Origin of the sequence: Mycobacterium szulgai (assembly GCF_002116635.1) — a bacterium.
Taxonomy (GTDB): Bacteria; Actinomycetota; Actinomycetes; order Mycobacteriales; family Mycobacteriaceae; genus Mycobacterium; species Mycobacterium szulgai.
The window spans coordinates 50,691-67,590 of the sequence record NZ_LQPW01000140.1 but is presented as its reverse complement, the minus strand read 5'-3'; the positions used below and the strand labels follow the sequence as shown (position 1 = coordinate 67,590).

Here is a 16,900-nt window from a genome sequence, read left to right as displayed (position 1 = left end):
GGCCAGCTTCACGCCGGGCGCCGAGCGTGCTGCCAGCTTCACGCTCGGCGGGGCGGTGGGTTAGGCGACGCCGGGATCCGACGTCTGCTCGGGCGCGGCCAACACGTCGTCGATCTTGTATTTGCGGGCCGCCTCGATCGACACCGACTCGTCGAGTTCGCCGTCGCGGGCCAGCGCCTCGAGCACCGCGACCACCACCGATTCCGCGTCGGTGTTGAAGTAGCGCCGCGCGGCGGGCCGGGTGTCGGAAAAGCCGAAGCCGTCGGTGCCCAGCGTGACGTAGGTGCCCGGTACCCACGGCCGGATCTGTTCGGGCACCGCGCGCATCCAATCCGATACGGCGACCACCGGGCCGCTGCTGGCGGAGAGAACTTTGGTCACGTACGCCTCCCGCGCCGGCCGGTCGGGGTGGCGCAGCCGCTCAGTCTCGATGGCCACCCCGTCGCGGTTGAGTTCGCCCCAACTGGTGACCGACCACACGTCGGCGGCCACGTTCCACTCGGCGGCCAGCATCTGCGATGCCTGCAACGCCGCGGGCATCGACACGCCTGAGGCCAGGATCTGGGCCTTGTGGGGGCGTTCGTCGGTGACCGCGCGGTAGCGGTAGATCCCCCGCAGCACGCCTTCGGGGTCGAAGTTCTCCGGCTCCGGCGGCTGCACATATGGCTCGTTGTAGATGGTGATGTAGAAGTACATATTTTCCGGGTCCGGCCCGAACATGCGGGCCAGTCCGCTTTCGACGATGTATGCGATCTCGTAGGCGAACGCCGGGTCGTAGGAGACCACCGCTGGATTGGTGGCGGCCAGCAGCAGCGAATGTCCGTCGGCGTGCTGCAGCCCTTCACCGGTCAGCGTGGTGCGGCCGGCGGTGGCGCCCAGCACGAACCCGCGTGCCATTTGGTCGGCGGCTGCCCAGAACCCGTCGCCCGTGCGCTGAAAGCCGAACATCGAATAGAAGATGTAGATCGGGATCATCGGCTCGTTGTGCGTCGCATACGAGGTGCCGACTGCGGTGAATGAGGCGCACGACCCAGCCTCGTTGATGCCCTCGTGCAGAATCTGGCCGATCTCGCTTTCCTTATAGGCCAGCATCAGTTCGGCGTCGACGGCGGTGTACAGCTGACCGTTGCGGTTGTAGATCTTCAGCGACGGGAACCAGGAGTCCATCCCGAAGGTACGGGCCTCGTCGGGAATGATGGGAACAATGCGCGGCCCAATTTCTTTGTCCCGCAACACTTCTTTGAACGTTCGGACCATCGCCATGGTGGTGGCGACTTCCTGGTTTCCCGATCCCTTCTTCAACGCTTTGTAGATGTCGCGGCCCGGAAGCTGCAACGCCTTGGTCTTTGTCCGGCGTTCGGGCAGGAAGCCGCCCAGGGTGCGCCGGCGGTCGAGCAGATAACGGATCTCCGGTGCGTCGGGACCGGGGTGGTAGTACGGCGGGAGATAGGGGTTCTCCTCCAGCTCGGCGTCGCTGATCGGGATACGCATGGAGTCCCGGAAACGCTTGAGGTCTTGCAGCGCAAGCTTTTTCATCTGATGGGTGGCGTTTCGGCCCTGGAAGTGCGCACCCAGCGAGTAGCCCTTGATGGTCTTGGCCAGGATCACCGTCGGCTGGCCCCGGTGGTCGATGGCGGCGCGATAGGCGGCATAGACCTTGCGATAGTCGTGGCCGCCACGCTTGAGGTTCCAGATCTCGGAGTCGCTCATGTTCTGCACCAGCGCCTTGGTGCGCGGGTCGCGTCCGAAGAAGTGGTCGCGCACGTACGCGCCGTCGTTGGCCTTGTATGTCTGGTAATCCCCGTCGGGGGTGGTGTTCATCAGGTTGACCAGCGCGCCGTCGCGGTCGGCGTGTAACAGGGCGTCCCATTCGCGGCCCCACACCACCTTGATGACGTTCCAGCCGGCGCCCCGGAAGAACGACTCCAGCTCCTGGATGATCTTGCCGTTGCCGCGCACCGGGCCGTCGAGGCGCTGCAGGTTGCAGTTGATGACGAAGGTCAGGTTGTCCAGGCCTTCGAGCGCCGCCACGTGTGCCAGGCCCCGGCTTTCCGGTTCGTCCATCTCACCGTCGCCGAGGAACGCCCACACGTGCTGATCGGAGGTGTCCTTGATGCCCCGATCGTGCAGGTAGTGGTTGAACCGTGCCTGGTAGATGGCGTTCATCGGGCCCAGGCCCATCGACACCGTCGGGAATTCCCAGAAGTCCTTCATCAGCCGCGGGTGCGGATAGGACGGCAACCCGCCGCCGGGGTGACTGTGCTCCTGGCGGAAGCCGTCCAGCCGGTCGGCGGTCAACCGGCCCTCCAGGTAGGCGCGTGCGTAGATCCCCGGCGAAGCGTGGCCCTGGATGAACACCTGATCTCCGCCGCCCGGATGCGCCTTGCCGCGGAAGAAATGGTTGAAACCGACCTCGTAGAGCGCCGCTGAGGACGCATACGTCGAGATATGACCACCCACGCCTACGCCCGGACGTTGTGCGCGGTGCACCATGATGGCCGCATTCCAGCGAATCCAGGTGCGGTAGCGGCGCTCGACGTCCTCGTCGCCGGGGAACCAGGGCTCGAGTTCGGTCGGGATGGTGTTGACGTAGTCGGTAGACGTCAGCGCGGGGATGGCGACCCGCTGCTCGCCGGCGCGTTCCAGCAATCGCAACATCAGATAGCGCGCCCGCGATGGTCCCGAACGTTCCAGCAACTCGTCGAACGACTCCAACCACTCCGACGTTTCCTCGGGATCGATGTCGGGCAGATACGAGGCGACGCCTTCGCGGATCACCCGCACACGGTCGGGTTCGCCTGCGTTGTTTGAGGTTTTGGCCAGATCTTGCCGTGCGAACTCGGTGGTCAACGCACTACTCCTCAGTTGGCGGAGATGTTCCCTCTCCCTATCGTGCCGCACCACTGTGCCGGGCGGATAGGCGCCAGTAGCAAGCGGAACGCCGAATCCAACCCGGTACAGGTGGGACAGATGTGGCCACCACCCGGTAACGTCATGAGCCGTGCTCATCGGATGGCGTGCCGTCCCTCGCAGGCACGTGGGGGTTTTCTCGGATCGAGGCCCCAGGCGAGGCGCGCTGGCGCTTGGTTGTACCGCGGTACTACTGATGGGAATCGTCGGCTGTACCAGCGTCACCGAAGGAACCGCCACCCCCGACACCAGCGTCGCCGGTGCCTACCGCTCGTCGGTGTCGGTGTCGATATCGGCGTCGTCGGTAACGTCCAGCGTGCGGGAGTCCCAACGCCAGCAATCGTTGACTACCAAGGCGATTCACACCTCTTGCGACGCGCTGGCCAGCACCAGCAAGGACGCCATCGACAAGGTGAACAACTTCGTCGCGGCCTACAACGCCGGCCGTAGCACGGGCCCGACCGAAGGCCCGGCGATATCGGCGCTCAACGACAGCGCCTCTTCGGTGACCGGCAGTCTCAGTGACGCGCTGTCGTCGCAGATGCGCGACGCGCTCAACGCATACTCCGACGCGGCCCGCGCGGTGGCGAACGCCATCGGTACGCACGCGTCGACGGGGGAGTTCAACAAGCGAGTCGATCAGCTCAATGACACGAAGACAAAGGCTTTGAAGCTCTGCACGGCTTCCTACTGAGGTAGCCGTATGGACCGGGTTGTGGTTGTGCGACGATAGGCCAATCGCGCAGTCGTGCGGATGGTTAAAGGAGGTTCCACGGTGGTCGCGGCGGATCACGCCCCGAGCTACGGTCGCAAACTGGGCATCGAACGAGACCAAGTTGTCCAGGAGTGGGGCTGGGACGAAGACACCGACGACGACATTCGCGCGGCGGTCGAAGAAGCGTGCGGCGGTGAGCTGCTCGATGAAGACACCGACGAGGTCATCGATGTTGTGCTGCTGTGGTGGCGCGACGGCGACGGGGATCTGGTCGACACCTTGATGGACGCGATCGGCCCACTGGCCGAAGACGGTGTCATCTGGGTGTTGACGCCCAAGACCGGCAAGCCCGGTCACGTGCTGCCGGCCGAGATCGCCGAGGCGGCCCCGACTGCGGGCCTGATGCCGACCTCGTCGGTCAATCTCGGCAACTGGAGCGGCAGCCGACTGGTCCAGCCCAAGTCGCGGGCCGGAAAGCGCTGATGCTCGACGTCGGAGCCACCGCACCCGACTTCACGCTGCGCGACCAGAATTACCAGCCGGTGACGCTCAGCGGCTACCAAGGCGCCAAAAACGTGCTGCTGGTGTTCTTCCCGCTAGCCTTCACCGGGATCTGCCAGGGCGAGCTAGATGAGCTGCGCGATCATCTGCCGGAGTTCGAGAACGACGACAGCGCGGCGCTTGCGATCTCGGTGGGCCCGCCACCAACCCACAAAGTCTGGGCCACCCAGAGCGGGTTCCTATTTCCGGTCTTGTCGGATTTTTGGCCGCACGGCGAGGTCAGTCGGGCCTATGGCGTGTTCAACGAGGTAGCGGGTATCTCGAATCGCGGCACGTTCGTGGTCGACCGCTCGGGAATCATCCGGTTTGCCGAGATGAAACAGCCCGGTGAGGCCCGCGATCAGCGGCTGTGGACTCAGGCGCTGGCGGCTTTGCGGGGGTGAGCGTTTTGGGGGGTTGGCTTTTTTGCGTGTAGCCTGCCCGGCGGATCCTCCGGGCTTCAAGGGCGCGTAGCTCAGTGGTAGAGCTCTGGTTTTACACACCAGCGGTCGGCGGTTCGATACCGTCCGCGCCCACTCGGTAGCCGGCAGGCGTACGGCGGCGTGTGAGCGTAGCGTGGCTGCGACTTCGTGGCCTGGCTTTCGCACTGGCGTTACGCTCGCGCCCTAGGTGATAGTGCTCGATATGAACGCAACCGGATACGACTTCATCGTGATCGGGGCCGGCTCCGCCGGTTGCGCGGTAGCCGGGCGGTTGACCACGGAATCGTCCTGCCGCGTGCTGTTGATCGAAGCCGGGGGATCCGACCGGCGGCTGACGGTACGAGCGCCACTGGCATTTTCCCGTCAGATCGGCACCTCACTGGACTGGGGCTACGAGAGCGAGCCCGAACCCGGGTGCGCCAACCGCCGCCTCCCGCAGCCGCGCGGCCGGGTGCTCGGCGGGACCAGCGCGATGAACGCGATGGTTTGGGTCAAGGGCAGCGACCTCGACTACGACGGCTGGGGGCTGCCCGGCTGGAGCTGGAATGACGTGGCGCCGGTATTCGCACGGATCGAACGCGGTCCGATGCACGTCGCCCCGGTGCCCTATACCGATGAGTTGTCGCACCGCTTCGTCGCCGCGGCGCGCGCCGCAGGCGTTCCCGCCAACGACGACGTCAGCGGACCTCACCTCGACGGCGCGACGATCACCCCGGCCACCATCCACAACGGCCAGCGCTGGAGCGCCGCGCGTGGTTACCTGCGAGACCAGAAGAATCTCACGATCGTCACCAAGGCCATGGTCCGCCGCGTGATCGTGCGCAACGGCCGGGCGGTCGGCGTCGAGTACCGCCGCCACGGACGTGTTCGCCAGGCTTTCGCCGGCAACGAGATCATCCTGTGCGCCGGCGCATTCGGCACACCGCAGCTGTTACAGCTATCCGGCATCGGTCCCGCCGATCACCTGCGCCGCGTGGGCATCACGCCGCTGGTGGACAGTCCCCGGGTTGGCCAGGGTCTGACCGACCACCCCAACGCGTTCGCCATCTGGGCCCTGGCGCCCGGCTATGTCGGCCTTGCCGATGCCGCGCATCCAAAATGGTTGCTGCAGTGGCTATTGCACCGAACCGGCAAGCTGACCAGCAATGGCACCGAGGCGGTGGCCCACGTGAGGTCGACCCCCGACCTGCCGGCCTGCGACTTTCAGCTGGTGTTCAGCCCCGCCGACGGGCTGGCCGATCCGCGTGGCGGCAAATTCACGCCCGCGGTGACCATGCTGCACTCGTACTGGACGCCCAAGAGCCGCGGCAGCGTGCTGGTTCGTTCGCCCGACCCGGCCACACCGCCGGCGATCCGGCTGAACATGCTGACCGAGCGCGACGACATCGAGGCATTGATCCGCGCGGTGCAGCGCAGCCGCGAAATCATCGGCACCGAGCCGATCGCGTCGGCCATCGATCGTGAGCTACTGCCCGGGCCCGGCATCGACGTCGAAGCCTCGATCAGGGACACCGCGACCACGACGGCACATCCGGCCTGCAGCGTTGCGATGGGCAGCCACCCCGGCAGCGCTCTCGACGAGCAGCTGCGCGTGCGCGGGGTGCAGCATCTTCGGGTCGCCGACGCGTCGGCGCTGCCTCAGATTCCCCGCGCCAACACCAACGCGCCCTCGATCATGATCGGCGAACGATGCGCAGATTTCCTGCTGGCCGGATCTGCCTTTGGACGTGCCTCAGCCGGTATGGCAAGGTCGTGAGCGTGAGCGAGCTTCCTGGTTCGAAGAGCGACAGCACGGCGCGGCAGACGTCGAAACCACCCGTGCGGCCATTGTCGTCGGATCAGCAGCCGGCGACCAAGGCGGACCTGTATGCCGCGGTGGATGCGATGCGCGCCGACATGCGTGAGCTGCTTGAGCAGATCAGCACCTTGATCAAGGACGCGAACAAGCCATGAACATGGGCTAGTGAAGCCGTTTCGCATAGCCGTCCCCGAGGACGTGCTCGATGACCTGCGATCGCGGCTGGTGCGTACCCGCTGGCCGGAAGCCGAATGTGTGGACGACTGGAGCCAGGGCATCCCGCTGGCTTACACCCAGGCCTTGGCGGCGTATTGGGCCAACGAGTACGACTGGCGCTCGCGCGAGGCGGCCCTGAACCGGTTCGACCAGTTCAGCACCGAAATCGACAGCCTGGATATTCATTTCATCCATCAGCGGTCCCCGCATGAGGACGCTTTTCCGTTGGTGATCACCCACGGCTGGCCCGGCTCGATCGTGGAATTCCACAAGGTGATCGAGCCGCTGACCAACCCGACGGCTTACGGCGGGCGTGCCGAGGATGCCTTTCACGTGGTGTGTCCGTCTCTTCCCGGGTATGGCTTCTCCGGCAAGCCCAGCCGCACCGGCTGGGGGGTCGAGAAGATCGCCGAAGCATGGGAGACGCTGATGCTGCGCCTGGGCTATCAGCGTTACGGCGCCCAGGGCGGCGACTGGGGAGCCGCGGTGACCAACCAGATCGGTCGCAACGGCGGCCTTGGAAACAACCACTGCGCGGCCATCCACCTGAACATGCCGCTGGGCCGGCCTACGGCTGAGTCTCTGGCCAACCCCACCGAGGAGGAACAGCAGGCGATGGCCGCGCTGGCCCAGCACCGCAAGTGGGGCACCGGCTATTCCAAGCAGCAGTCCACCCGGCCGCAAACGGTGGGCTACGGCCTCGTCGACTCGCCGGTGGGCCAGTTGGCGTGGATCATCGAAAAGTTCTGGGCCTGGTCGGATTGCGACGGTCATCCCGAGAACGCGTTCAGCCGAGACGAATTGCTGGACAACGTGATGATGTATTGGGTGACGGGCACGGCGGCCTCTTCGGCCCGCCTGTACTGGGAGAGCTTTCGGGTTTGGGGCCAAATGGACCGCGTGGAGTTGCCCACCGGTATCGCGGCCTTCCCGAAGGAGCTGCTGCGGGCGCCGCGGTCGTGGTGCGAGCCCGTCTACAACATCACCCACTGGACGACCATGCCGCGCGGCGGGCATTTCGCCGCGTTCGAGCAGCCCGAGCTCTTCGTCGAGGACCTGCGCGCCTTCTTCGCCACGGTGCGCTGACGCTCTGCTCGCCGAGTGTGAATGTGCCGACGCGACAGGCCCTAGAAGCGTCGTGATCTAGACAGTCGACGCCCAGGCGCCGGGCGGACGATTGCGCCGCGTGGCACGCTAAGCGCCATGCACCTGATAACCGGCACCCGGGATCCGGCGAGCAGCTTTCCGCTGGCGATTGCCATCGACGACAGTGACGAGCGCCGGCAAGCCAATCGCGCTGTCGCCGTGGGCGCGGTGGGCTTGGCATTGACGGGTCTGATCGAGTTCGTGGTTGCTCTGCTGTCCGGCTCGGCGGCGTTGCTCGGCGATGCGCTGCACAACTTGTCGGACGTGACGACCAGCGCCGCGGTGTTCGGTGGCTTTTGGAGCTCACGCCGAGTGGCCACGTCGCGCTATCCATACGGCTTGGAACGCGCCGAGGACCTCGCCGGGATCGGGGTGGCGCTGGTGATCTGGGCCAGTGCCGTGTTCGCCGGCTGGGAAAGTGTGGGAAAGCTCCTGCGGCACAGCCCAACTCAGCAAGTCGGTTGGGGTATTGCGGCCGCATTGGTCGGTATCCTCGGCAACCAGCTGGTCGCCCGGTACAAGCTCGTCGTCGGCCGCCGCATCCAGTCTTCGACCCTTATTGCCGACGCTAGGCATTCGTGGCTGGATGGCCTGTCATCGGCGGGCGCCCTGCTGGGTTTGTGCGGAGTCGCCGTGGGCTGGGAATGGGCCGACGGCGTCGCCGGAATTGTGGTGACGGGTTTTATCTGCCACGTCGGTTGGGAGGTGACCTCAGACATCGGCCACCGGTTACTCGACGGCGTGGATCCGTCGGTGATCGAGACCGCCGAATCGGTGGTCGCCGACGTCGAGGGGGTCATCCACGCGCATGCGCGTGCCCGGTGGACCGGACGCACGCTGCGGGTCGAGGTGGAAGGCTGGGTTCCCTCCGACACCACCGTGGCTGACGCGGATTGCATCGGCCGGCGAGTCGCCGACCGACTTTCGGTGCAGCTGCCGCAGATGCGCAGCTTCACTTGGGCAGCGCGCGGCGTACCGCCGGGCTAGACGATCCGCCGGCCGCGGCGAGCGCGAAACCGCATGTCCCACAGATACAGCTGGTAGCCGAAGAGCCAGGCCCGGTGCGGGATCAGCCGGTCGGCCAGCCGCAAGGCCGACAGCAGCCACTCGAACCGGCGCTGCTGGGCTTCCGACCAGTCCAGCCGCATCATCGCCCGGAACTCCGGCGCCAAGAACCCCGTCGTCGCAAACAGGTTGAACCGCCCGGCCAGAGCCCGTAGCGGCAGCGGCAGAAACGCTACCGACGCCACCCCGCGCAGATGCTCACGGACCGGCGGGTCGATGTGCAGTTCGTCGAGTGAGCGTTTCCAGTACTCGTCGAACGCGACCCGGTCCGGCGGCCACAGCCGCTCGGGCACCTGCAGGGTGGTTCCCAATCGGATGGCATCGCGATAAACCGCGTCGGCGGCCGCATCGTCGAGCGGGCCGTGCAGGAACTCCTGCTGATCCACGAAGTAGCGATACAGACATGCCGCCACCCACAGCTGCAACTTGGGATCGAAGGCGTTGTAGGACACCGGGCTCGACGGTGTGGAGCGAACCTGCCGGTGCGCGACGTCCACGGCGCCGCGCATCAGGGCCCGGTCGGAGTCGGTCCCGACCGTCGCAACCGCAAGATAGGTGCCGGTGGTGCGGGCCCGCTTGAACGGATGCTTGTAGACGTTGCCGCTGTCCACCGGGCTTTCCAGCACGCCGTACCCCACGCCGGGCAACGACAGCTGCATGATCACGTTCGCCGCCGGCAACAACAAAGCCGCGGGATTCAACAGGTCGGCGAGCCGAGTCGCGGGTCGCTTCATCGCAGATGCCCCATGAGATCGAGTAGACCACGTGTGCGACGCCACAGGTTAGATCGGCTGAAACCGGGCACATTCGACACATGTTGATTGAACCGTCGCCTCCAGACATTCCGAATCGGGCGCGATGCAACTTCAACCCCGCGCTGGCGGGTTGGTACTTGTTGGCTGTCCAGCTCGTCGTAGTCATCGCGCTCATCGTCATTTTGACGATGTGAGACGCTGCCGGGGTGTTTGCCTCGACGCGGCGGGCCCGGACCATCGGCGTGCTGGCCGGGTTCCTGGCCGATCTTGTCGTCGGTGACCCGAAACGCTGTCATCCGGTCGCATGGTTCGGCCAGGGCGCAGCCAAGCTGGAGCGGCTGACCTACCGCGACAGCAGGCTCGCCGGTCTCGTGCACGTCAGCCTGCTGGTCGGCGGTGTCGGTGTGCTCGGCGCCGCCCTGGAACGTGGGCGGTGGCCAGCGGCGACGGTGACGGCGGCCACCTGGGTGTCGCTGGGCGGCACCTCGCTGGCACGCACCGGCTGGGAAATGGCGGAGCTGCTGCAGTGCCGCGATATCGAGGCGGCCAAGGGGCTGCTGCCGTCATTGTGCGGGCGTGATCCGGCCTGGCTGGATGAGGCGGGGCTGACCCGGGCCGCGCTGGAATCGGTGGCCGAGAACACCTCCGACGCCCAGGTGGTGCCGTTGCTGTGGGCGGCGACCGCGGGTGCGCCCGCCGTACTGGGGTATCGCGCCGTCAACACCTTGGATGCGATGATCGGCTACCGCTCGCCGCGGTACCTCCGATTCGGTTGGGCTGCAGCACGATTGGATGACCTGGCCAACTATCTCGGTGCGCGCGCGACCGCGGCGCTGACGGTGCTGTGCGCCCCGGCCGTCGGTGGGTCGCCGGCCGGGGCGGTGCGGGCCTGGCGTCGTGACGCTGCCCGGCACCCCAGCCCGAACGCCGGCGTCGTCGAGGCAACCTTCGCCGGGGCTTTGGGGGTGCGACTCGGTGGTCCCACCCGCTACCACCATGAGCTGCAAATTCGGCCGAGTCTCGGCGACGGGCGGGTCCCCTCGGTGTCCGATCTGCGCCGGGCGGTGATGTTGTCTCGCTTGGTGCAGCTGGCGGCCGCGGCGCTACTGGGATTGTTCAGTTACCTGCGGCGCCCGTAGCGGTCGGCGAGCTTCTCCTCAACGGTCATGGGCTGGTCAGGCGGCGCGGCCAACTCCTTCTCGCGGCGCCGGACCCGGATCTCGGAATAGACGAAATAGCCCAGCCCGATGGGCGCCAAGATGCCGAACGAGATCCATTGGATGCCGTAGGACAGGAATGGGCCTGCGTCCAGATGCGGGATGCCGAGCACGCCCAGCCCACCCGGCTGGTCTTCGACCAGCTGCAGATACGAGCCGGTCAACGGGATTCCGGTGAGCGCCGAGACTTGTCCGGTGCTGATCGAATACACCTGCTGGACACCGTCTCGGGTAAACGGCTCCTTGTCCGGCAGGGTCGGCTCAGAGTCGCGCAGCCGCGCGGTGATGGTCACCGTTTGATCCGGCGGGCGGGGGATCGGCGGTACATGCGAACCCGGCTCGGGCCGTACGTAGCCACGATCGACCAGGACGGTTGGCCCCCCGTCGACGACGAATGGGGCCAGCACCTCGAACGCCTGGTCTCCTTCGACCGCGCGCAGCCGGGCCACCACCTGTACCTCCGCCAGGTAGTGGCCGGTAGCGTTCACCCGGCGCCACTGTGCTGCGGGTGCCGACGAATCCTGTTGTGGTAGAAGGGTTTTCAGCGGAACCGGGGGAGTGTTGAGCGAGGTTGCGATTTGGTCGTTCTGCCGCGAGGTCCTGCTGTTCTTCCCGAGCTGCCAGGGTGCGAGCACCATGAAGCACAGATAGGTGAACGCGATGACCACCAGGGCCAGCGCCAGCCAGCCTGGCCGCAGCAGGAAGGCCAGTCGCCGCATCAACCACTCCCGTTTTGGGCGAGTCGCTGATCGACCCAGTCGTGCAGGCCGGGCAGGGCCGCCTCGATGACTTCGAAAACCTGCTCGAAGTCGTCGTGCTCGCCGTAGTAGGGGTCCTCGACGTCGAGTGCGTGGGCGCCGGAGCGTGGGTCGAACGAGCGGAGCATGCGGATGCGGTCACTGTCGACGCCGAGCTGTCGCAGCAACCGAACATGGTTGCGGCCCAAGGCTATTACCAGATCGGCCGCCAGGTGGTCGGTGTCGAGCTGAGCGGCGCAGTGGTCGGTGGGATAGCCGTGCGCACGCAAGACCCGCGTTGCGCGTTCGTCGGCGCAGTTGCCGACGTGCCAGTTGCCGGTACCCGCGCTGGTGACCCGCACCGCGCCGGCGAGCCCACGCTCCTGAATCTGGTGGGCGAACATCTTCTCGGCCATCGGCGAACGGCAGATGTTGCCGGTACACACGAACGTCACGTGCAGGGGGTCAGACACCCAGCGTCCCCCTCAGGTCGGCCATCGTCGCGGCAAACGTCACGCCGGCGGCATCGATCAGGTCGGCGAAGTCGGCCTGTCCGTAGCCCCAGCCGACGACCACCGTGTCGATGCCGTGCGCGGCCGCCCCGTCGACGTCGTGGCTGCGGTCGCCGACCATCAGCACCCGCTCGGGCAGGGGCTGGAGCTGATCGAGCGCATGGGCTAGCACCTCGGTCTTGCTCTTCCGCGCACCGTCGGCACTGGCCCCGGCGATCACCTCGAAGTGGTGGTCCAGCCCGAAGTGGTGCAGGATGCGCCGCGCCGTCGTCTCCAATTTCGAGGTCGCCACCGCGAGCCGGACGCCGGAGGCCTCCAGGTCGGCGAGCAGCGGCGCGATGCCGTCGAACAAGGTGTTCATCGCCCAGCCCCGGGCGCCGTATTCGGCGCGGAAAGCCGCGATCGCCTCGTCGGCACGTCCGCCGAGTTCCATCGCGTGGAAGGTGTCGTCCATGGGTGGTCCGACGATCTGTGCCGCCAGGTCGCCCTGCGGCACTTCGGCCCCGATGTGGGTCAGGGCGTGCAGAAAGCAGGCCACGATCCCTTCGGCGGAGTCGGTGAGGGTGCCGTCGAGATCGAAGATCACCAGCTGCGGAGTTGCGGTCAGCGCTGCTGCGCGGATCGAGTCGGTCACCGCTCCATTGTCTCCATAAGCCCTCGTCGCGGCGTCGGGGGGCCGCGCTAGCGGTGAGTTTGGTTCAATCGCCACACAGCCCGCTGCGCATTGCCTTTACTTTGGGCACTGATTCTTGGAGGCTGGGCGATTCATGTCGGTGCCGCGGCCCACTAGTGTTTCACGGATGGCGGGTCTGCAGATGAGCCTTGCGGCGGCGCGCTATCACGGTGATCAAGACGTGGTACCCGGCATGCTGGATTTCGCCGTCAACGTCCGCCATCCGCGGCCGCCGGCGTGGTTGGTGCAGCGCCTGGCCGAGCGATTGCCGGAGCTGGCCCGCTATCCCAGCGTCGAGGACGTCCACCGCGCGCACGCGGCGATCGCGGACCGGCACGGTCGAGCCCACGACGAAGTGCTGCCGCTGGCCGGCGCGGCGGAGGGATTTGCGCTGCTGAGCAACCTGCGGCCCACCCGGGCGGCGATCGTCGCCCCCTCGTTCACCGAGCCGGCGGTGGCCCTGCGGGCGGCCGGCGTCCCGGTGCATCACATCGTGCTGCAGCCACCGTTTCGGCTGGACGGGGTGCAGGTGCCCGACGACGCCGACCTGGTAGTGGTCGGCAATCCGACCAACCCCACCTCGGTGCTGCACACGCGTGCACAGCTGTTGGCGCTGCGCCGGCCCGGCCGGATTCTGGTGGTCGACGAGGCGTTTGCCGATGCCGTCCCCGGGGAGCCGGAGTCGCTGGCCGGAGACCCGCTGCCCGATGTGCTGGTGCTGCGCAGTCTCACCAAGACCTGGTCACTGGCCGGGCTGCGGGTGGGCTATGCGCTGGGCTCGCCGCAGGTGCTGTCCTTGTTGACCGCGCAGCGCGCGCACTGGCCGGTGGGCACCTTGCAATTGACGGCCATCGCCGCTTGCTGCGCTGCGCCCGCCATCGCCGAGGCCGCGGCGGATGCGGTGCGGCTGGCCGCCGTGCGCACCGACATGGTGGCCGGTCTGGAATCGGTGGGTGTCGCGGTGGTCGACGGCCGTGCGCCGTTTGTGTTATTCAGCATGCCCGGAGCAGACCGACTTCGAAACATGCTGCAGTGCAACGGAATCGCGGTACGCCGCTGTGACACGTTCGTCGGGCTGGACGAACGCTACCTGCGGGCGGCGGTGCGCCCGGAATGGACCCAGCTGGTTGACGCGATCGCAGGGGTGCTGTCGTGACTGTGCGGCTGCGCGATGTCATCGAGGTGCTCGACGAGGCCTACCCGCCGCGGCTTGCCGAGTCGTGGGATTCGGTGGGACTGGTCTGTGGCGATCCCGCCGACGTGCTGGAATCGGTGACTATCGCGGTCGACGCGACGCCGGCTGTGGTTGACCAGGTTCCCGAGGCCGGGTTGTTGCTGGCTCACCACCCATTGCTGTTGCGCGGGGTCGACACGGTTGCGGCCAGCACCCCCAAGGGAGCGTTGGTGCACCGGCTGATTCGTACCGGGCGGTCGCTGTTCACCGCCCATACCAACGCCGACTCGGCATCGCCTGGCGTGTCCGACGCCCTGGCGCGTGCGCTTGGCCTGCGGGTGGACGCCGTGCTCGACCCGGCGGCGGGTGCGCCCGATCTGGACAAGTGGGTCGTTTACGTGCCGCGGGAAAACTCAGAAGCGGTGCAGGCAGCCGTTTTTGCGGCCGGCGCCGGACATATCGGCGACTATTCGCACTGCAGCTGGAGCGTCACCGGGACCGGACAGTTCCTGCCGCACGACGGGGCGTCGCCGGCGATCGGCAGCGTCGGCACCGTCGAGCGAGTGGCGGAGGACCGGTTCGAGGTCGTCGCGCCCGCGCGAGCGCGGGGCGCTGTGCTGGCCGCCATGCGCGCCGCCCATCCCTACGAGGAGCCGGCCTTCGACATCTTCGCGCTGGTGCCGCCGCCGGGCGACGTCGGACTGGGCCGCATCGGCACACTTCCGGCACCAGAGCCATTGGGCGCCTTCGTTTCTCGGGTGAGCGCAGCATTGCCGCAGACGTCCTGCGGAGTGCGCGCGGCGGGCGATCCCGACCTGCTGGTGTCGCGGGTCGCGGTCTGCGGAGGCGCCGGGGACTCGTTGCTTGGCGCCGCGGCCGCCGCGGAGGTGCAGGCGTACGTCACCGCCGACCTGCGCCACCATCCGGCCGACGAGCATTGCCGGGCATCGCAGGTGGCCCTGATCGACGTCGCGCACTGGGCAAGCGAATTCCCGTGGTGCGGCCAGGCGGCCGATGTGTTGAAAGCCCGGTTCGGCGCGTCGCTGCCGGTGCATGTATGCACGATCCGCACTGATCCGTGGAACCTCGACAACCAGACGGGGAGTAATCAGTCATGAAAGCCGAAGTAGCACAGCAACGTTCGCTACTGGAACTGGCGAAGTTAGACGCTGAATTGTCCCGGATCGCGCATCGGGCCACCCATCTGCCGCAGCAGGAGGCCTATCAGAAGGTACAGGCCGAGCACGGTGCCGCCAGTGACCGGCTGGCCGCCGTTCGAATCGCGTTGGAGGACTTGGACGCTCAGATCGCCCGCTTCGAATCCGAGATCGACGCGGTGCGCAAGCGCGAAGACCGGGACCGGTCGTTGCTCGCGTCGGGGGCAACAGACGCCAAGCAATTGTCGGATCTGCAGCACGAGCTCGAGACGCTGGAACGGCGGCAGGCCAGCCTGGAAGATTCCTTGCTCGACGTGATGGAGCGCCGCGAGGAGCTGCAAACCCAAGAAAGCACCGAAGCGCGGACCATCGAGGGCCTGCAGGCCGACCTGGTCAGTGCTCAGCAGGAACTCGACGCGGCCCTGGCCGAGATCGGCCAGGCCCGCGCTGAACATTCGGCGCGGCGCGACGAGCTGAGCACGACGCTGGACCCCAATCTTTCGGCGCTCTACGAACGTCTGCGGGCCCGCGGCGGAGCGGGCGCCGGCCCCCTGCAGGGACACCGGTGTGGCGCCTGCCGTATCGAGATAGGCCGCGGCGAGCTGGCTCGCATCACCGCGGCCGCCGAAGACGAAGTCCTGCAGTGCCCGGAATGTGGAGCAATCCTGTTGCGGGTCAAAGGGTTTTCCCAGTGAAGGTTGTCATCGAGGCGGACGGCGGGTCACGGGGAAACCCCGGGCCGGCCGGGTATGGCGCCGTGGTGTGGACCGCGGACCGCTCAACCGTGCTGGCCGAGACCAAGCAGGCCATCGGCCGGGCAACCAACAACGTCGCTGAATACCGCGGCCTGATCGCGGGTTTGGACGACGCGGTGAAGATGGGCGCCACCGAAGTGTCCGTTCTGATGGATTCCAAGCTGGTGGTGGAGCAGATGTCGGGGCGCTGGAAGGTCAAGCACCCCGATCTGGTGGAATTGCACGCCCAAGCTCGGGTGTTGGCGTCGAGGTTTCACCGGATCAGCTACACGTGGGTGCCGCGGGCCCGCAATAGCTACGCCGACCGGTTGGCCAACGAGGCGATGGATGCCGCCGCCCGCGCTAACAGCACGGTGGACAAATCCCCGGTGCCGATCGCCGAACCCGTCAGAGTCCCCCGCGCCGATCCTCCACCGGCACCGGGCTGGACCGGCGCACGCGGCACACCGACCCGGTTACTGTTGTTGCGGCACGGGCAGACCGAGTTATCGGTGCAGCGCCGCTATTCCGGCCGCGGCAACCCGGCTCTCAACGAAGTCGGTTGGCGCCAGGCCGGTTTGGCGGCGCGGTATCTGGCGCAGCGCGGCGGAATCGCCGCGGTGATTTCCTCGCCACTGCAGCGGGCTTACGACACGGCGACCACGGCGGGGCGAGCGCTGGGCCTGGACGTGGCCATCGACGACGACGTGATCGAGACCGACTTCGGTGCCTGGGAGGGACTGACGTTCGCCGAGGCTTCCGAACGCGATCCCGAGCTTCATCGCCGTTGGCTGCGCGACACCAGTACGACGCCACCCGGCGGTGAAAGCTTCGATGCGGTGCTGCGGCGCGCGCACCGGGTGCGCGACCGGGTGATCGCGCGCTACGAAGGCGAGACGGTGCTGGTGGTTTCGCATGTCACGCCGATCAAGATGTTGCTGCGGATGGCATTGGACGTCGGGCCGGGTGTGCTGTACCGGTTGCATCTTGATCTGGCGTCGTTGAGCATCGCCGAGTTCTATCCCGACGGAGCGTCCTCGGTGCGGCTGGTTAACCAGACCGGCTACCTATAACGTCGCCCGGGGCCGCATCGAGGGTAACCGACGCT

18 protein-coding genes and 1 tRNA gene are annotated in these 16,900 nt (G+C 67.0%); 14 read left to right on the top strand and 5 right to left on the bottom strand.

What is annotated here, in order from left to right:
• Positions 1 to 60: 60 nt before the first annotated feature.
• Entirely contained in the window at positions 61 to 2,850 is a 2,790-nt protein-coding gene (gene aceE / locus AWC27_RS20215) for a pyruvate dehydrogenase (acetyl-transferring), homodimeric type (RefSeq protein ID WP_085672114.1), read from the bottom strand.
• A 151-nt stretch (positions 2,851 to 3,001) separates the two neighbouring features.
• Here aceE and AWC27_RS20210 point away from each other — a divergent pair, with 151 nt between their 5' ends.
• The 8 genes from AWC27_RS20210 (at position 3,002) to AWC27_RS20175 (ending at position 8,755) form a co-directional block, all read left to right on the top strand.
• A complete protein-coding gene (locus AWC27_RS20210) occupies positions 3,002 to 3,604 on the top strand; it encodes a hypothetical protein (RefSeq protein WP_085672113.1) in 603 nt (200 codons plus the stop codon).
• Between the two features lie 81 nt (positions 3,605 to 3,685).
• Positions 3,686 to 4,108: a DUF3052 domain-containing protein gene (locus AWC27_RS20205; RefSeq protein ID WP_083113543.1), complete on the top strand. Its 423-nt coding sequence runs from the start codon at positions 3,686 to 3,688 to the stop codon at positions 4,106 to 4,108.
• The gene (locus AWC27_RS20200; protein ID WP_085672112.1) at positions 4,108 to 4,569 is read left to right on the top strand and encodes a peroxiredoxin; all 462 of its coding nucleotides are present in this window, start codon (positions 4,108 to 4,110) and stop codon (positions 4,567 to 4,569) included. Before AWC27_RS20205 ends, AWC27_RS20200 begins: the two co-directional genes overlap by 1 nt.
• 60 nt (positions 4,570 to 4,629) lie before the next feature.
• Positions 4,630 to 4,701: transfer RNA gene (locus AWC27_RS20195), tRNA-Val, on the top strand.
• A gap of 109 nt (positions 4,702 to 4,810) precedes the next feature.
• Entirely contained in the window at positions 4,811 to 6,364 is a 1,554-nt protein-coding gene (locus AWC27_RS20190) for a GMC family oxidoreductase (protein ID WP_085672111.1), read from the top strand.
• 2 nt (positions 6,365 to 6,366) lie between these two features.
• Entirely contained in the window at positions 6,367 to 6,561 is a 195-nt protein-coding gene (locus tag AWC27_RS20185; RefSeq protein ID WP_083113540.1) for a hypothetical protein, read from the top strand.
• A 10-nt stretch (positions 6,562 to 6,571) separates the two neighbouring features.
• Entirely contained in the window at positions 6,572 to 7,708 is a 1,137-nt protein-coding gene (locus tag AWC27_RS20180) for an epoxide hydrolase family protein (protein ID WP_085672110.1), read from the top strand.
• A 117-nt stretch (positions 7,709 to 7,825) separates the two neighbouring features.
• Positions 7,826 to 8,755: a cation diffusion facilitator family transporter gene (locus AWC27_RS20175; protein ID WP_085672109.1), complete on the top strand. Its 930-nt coding sequence runs from the start codon at positions 7,826 to 7,828 to the stop codon at positions 8,753 to 8,755.
• Here AWC27_RS20175 and AWC27_RS20170 read toward each other — a convergent pair.
• A complete protein-coding gene (locus AWC27_RS20170) occupies positions 8,752 to 9,567 on the bottom strand; it encodes an oxygenase MpaB family protein (RefSeq protein WP_085672108.1) in 816 nt (271 codons plus the stop codon). The genes AWC27_RS20175 and AWC27_RS20170 overlap by 4 nt on opposite strands.
• Before the next feature lie 80 nt (positions 9,568 to 9,647).
• On the opposite strand from AWC27_RS20170, the gene AWC27_RS32850 reads away from it, so the two are divergent.
• A complete protein-coding gene (locus AWC27_RS32850) occupies positions 9,648 to 9,782 on the top strand; it encodes a hypothetical protein (RefSeq protein WP_264079225.1) in 135 nt (44 codons plus the stop codon).
• Between the two features lie 12 nt (positions 9,783 to 9,794).
• Entirely contained in the window at positions 9,795 to 10,727 is a 933-nt protein-coding gene (locus tag AWC27_RS20165; RefSeq protein WP_085672107.1) for a cobalamin biosynthesis protein, read from the top strand.
• Here the strand turns inward: AWC27_RS20165 and AWC27_RS20160 are convergent.
• The 3 genes from AWC27_RS20160 to AWC27_RS20150 are packed head-to-tail and all read right to left on the bottom strand — an operon-like array spanning position 10,709 to position 12,688.
• A complete protein-coding gene (locus AWC27_RS20160; RefSeq protein WP_085672106.1) occupies positions 10,709 to 11,524 on the bottom strand; it encodes an SURF1 family cytochrome oxidase biogenesis protein in 816 nt (271 codons plus the stop codon). The two genes, AWC27_RS20165 and AWC27_RS20160, sit on opposite strands and share 19 nt — an antisense overlap.
• Positions 11,524 to 12,015 (bottom strand): low molecular weight protein-tyrosine-phosphatase, encoded by a 492-nt coding sequence (locus tag AWC27_RS20155; protein WP_085672105.1) that lies wholly within the window; start codon positions 12,013 to 12,015, stop codon positions 11,524 to 11,526. Before AWC27_RS20155 ends, AWC27_RS20160 begins: the two co-directional genes overlap by 1 nt.
• Complete coding sequence (locus AWC27_RS20150) at positions 12,008 to 12,688, bottom strand: HAD-IA family hydrolase (RefSeq protein ID WP_245847332.1); 681 nt, start codon at positions 12,686 to 12,688, stop codon at positions 12,008 to 12,010. Before AWC27_RS20150 ends, AWC27_RS20155 begins: the two co-directional genes overlap by 8 nt.
• Before the next feature lie 166 nt (positions 12,689 to 12,854).
• On the opposite strand from AWC27_RS20150, the gene cobC reads away from it, so the two are divergent.
• From cobC to AWC27_RS20130, 4 genes are read left to right on the top strand one after another with little or no spacing between them, the layout of a single operon-like run.
• Positions 12,855 to 13,883, top strand: a complete 1,029-nt coding sequence (cobC, locus tag AWC27_RS20145) for an Rv2231c family histidinol phosphate aminotransferase CobC (protein ID WP_085672104.1) — start codon at positions 12,855 to 12,857, stop codon at positions 13,881 to 13,883.
• Complete coding sequence (locus AWC27_RS20140; RefSeq protein WP_085672103.1) at positions 13,880 to 15,019, top strand: Nif3-like dinuclear metal center hexameric protein; 1,140 nt, start codon at positions 13,880 to 13,882, stop codon at positions 15,017 to 15,019. Before cobC ends, AWC27_RS20140 begins: the two co-directional genes overlap by 4 nt.
• Positions 15,016 to 15,753, top strand: coding sequence for a zinc ribbon domain-containing protein (locus tag AWC27_RS20135; protein ID WP_085672102.1), 738 nt, complete (start codon positions 15,016 to 15,018; stop codon positions 15,751 to 15,753). The genes AWC27_RS20140 and AWC27_RS20135 overlap by 4 nt, the downstream gene beginning before the upstream one ends.
• Positions 15,750 to 16,865, top strand: a complete 1,116-nt coding sequence (locus tag AWC27_RS20130) for a bifunctional RNase H/acid phosphatase (protein WP_085672101.1) — start codon at positions 15,750 to 15,752, stop codon at positions 16,863 to 16,865. The genes AWC27_RS20135 and AWC27_RS20130 overlap by 4 nt, the downstream gene beginning before the upstream one ends.
• The last annotated feature ends 35 nt before the right edge of the window (positions 16,866 to 16,900 follow it).

Coding starts and splice junctions, on each gene's coding strand:
- AWC27_RS20190 (WP_085672111.1), top strand. CDS start 4,811: ATGAACGCAACCGGATACGACTTCATCGTGATCGGGGCCGGCTCCGCC.
- cobC (WP_085672104.1), top strand. CDS start 12,855: ATGGCGGGTCTGCAGATGAGCCTTGCGGCGGCGCGCTATCACGGTGAT.
- AWC27_RS20200 (WP_085672112.1), top strand. CDS start 4,108: ATGCTCGACGTCGGAGCCACCGCACCCGACTTCACGCTGCGCGACCAG.
- AWC27_RS20170 (WP_085672108.1), bottom strand. CDS start 9,567: ATGAAGCGACCCGCGACTCGGCTCGCCGACCTGTTGAATCCCGCGGCT.
- AWC27_RS32850 (WP_264079225.1), top strand. CDS start 9,648: ATGTTGATTGAACCGTCGCCTCCAGACATTCCGAATCGGGCGCGATGC.
- AWC27_RS20160 (WP_085672106.1), bottom strand. CDS start 11,524: ATGCGGCGACTGGCCTTCCTGCTGCGGCCAGGCTGGCTGGCGCTGGCC.
- AWC27_RS20175 (WP_085672109.1), top strand. CDS start 7,826: ATGCACCTGATAACCGGCACCCGGGATCCGGCGAGCAGCTTTCCGCTG.
- AWC27_RS20135 (WP_085672102.1), top strand. CDS start 15,016: ATGAAAGCCGAAGTAGCACAGCAACGTTCGCTACTGGAACTGGCGAAG.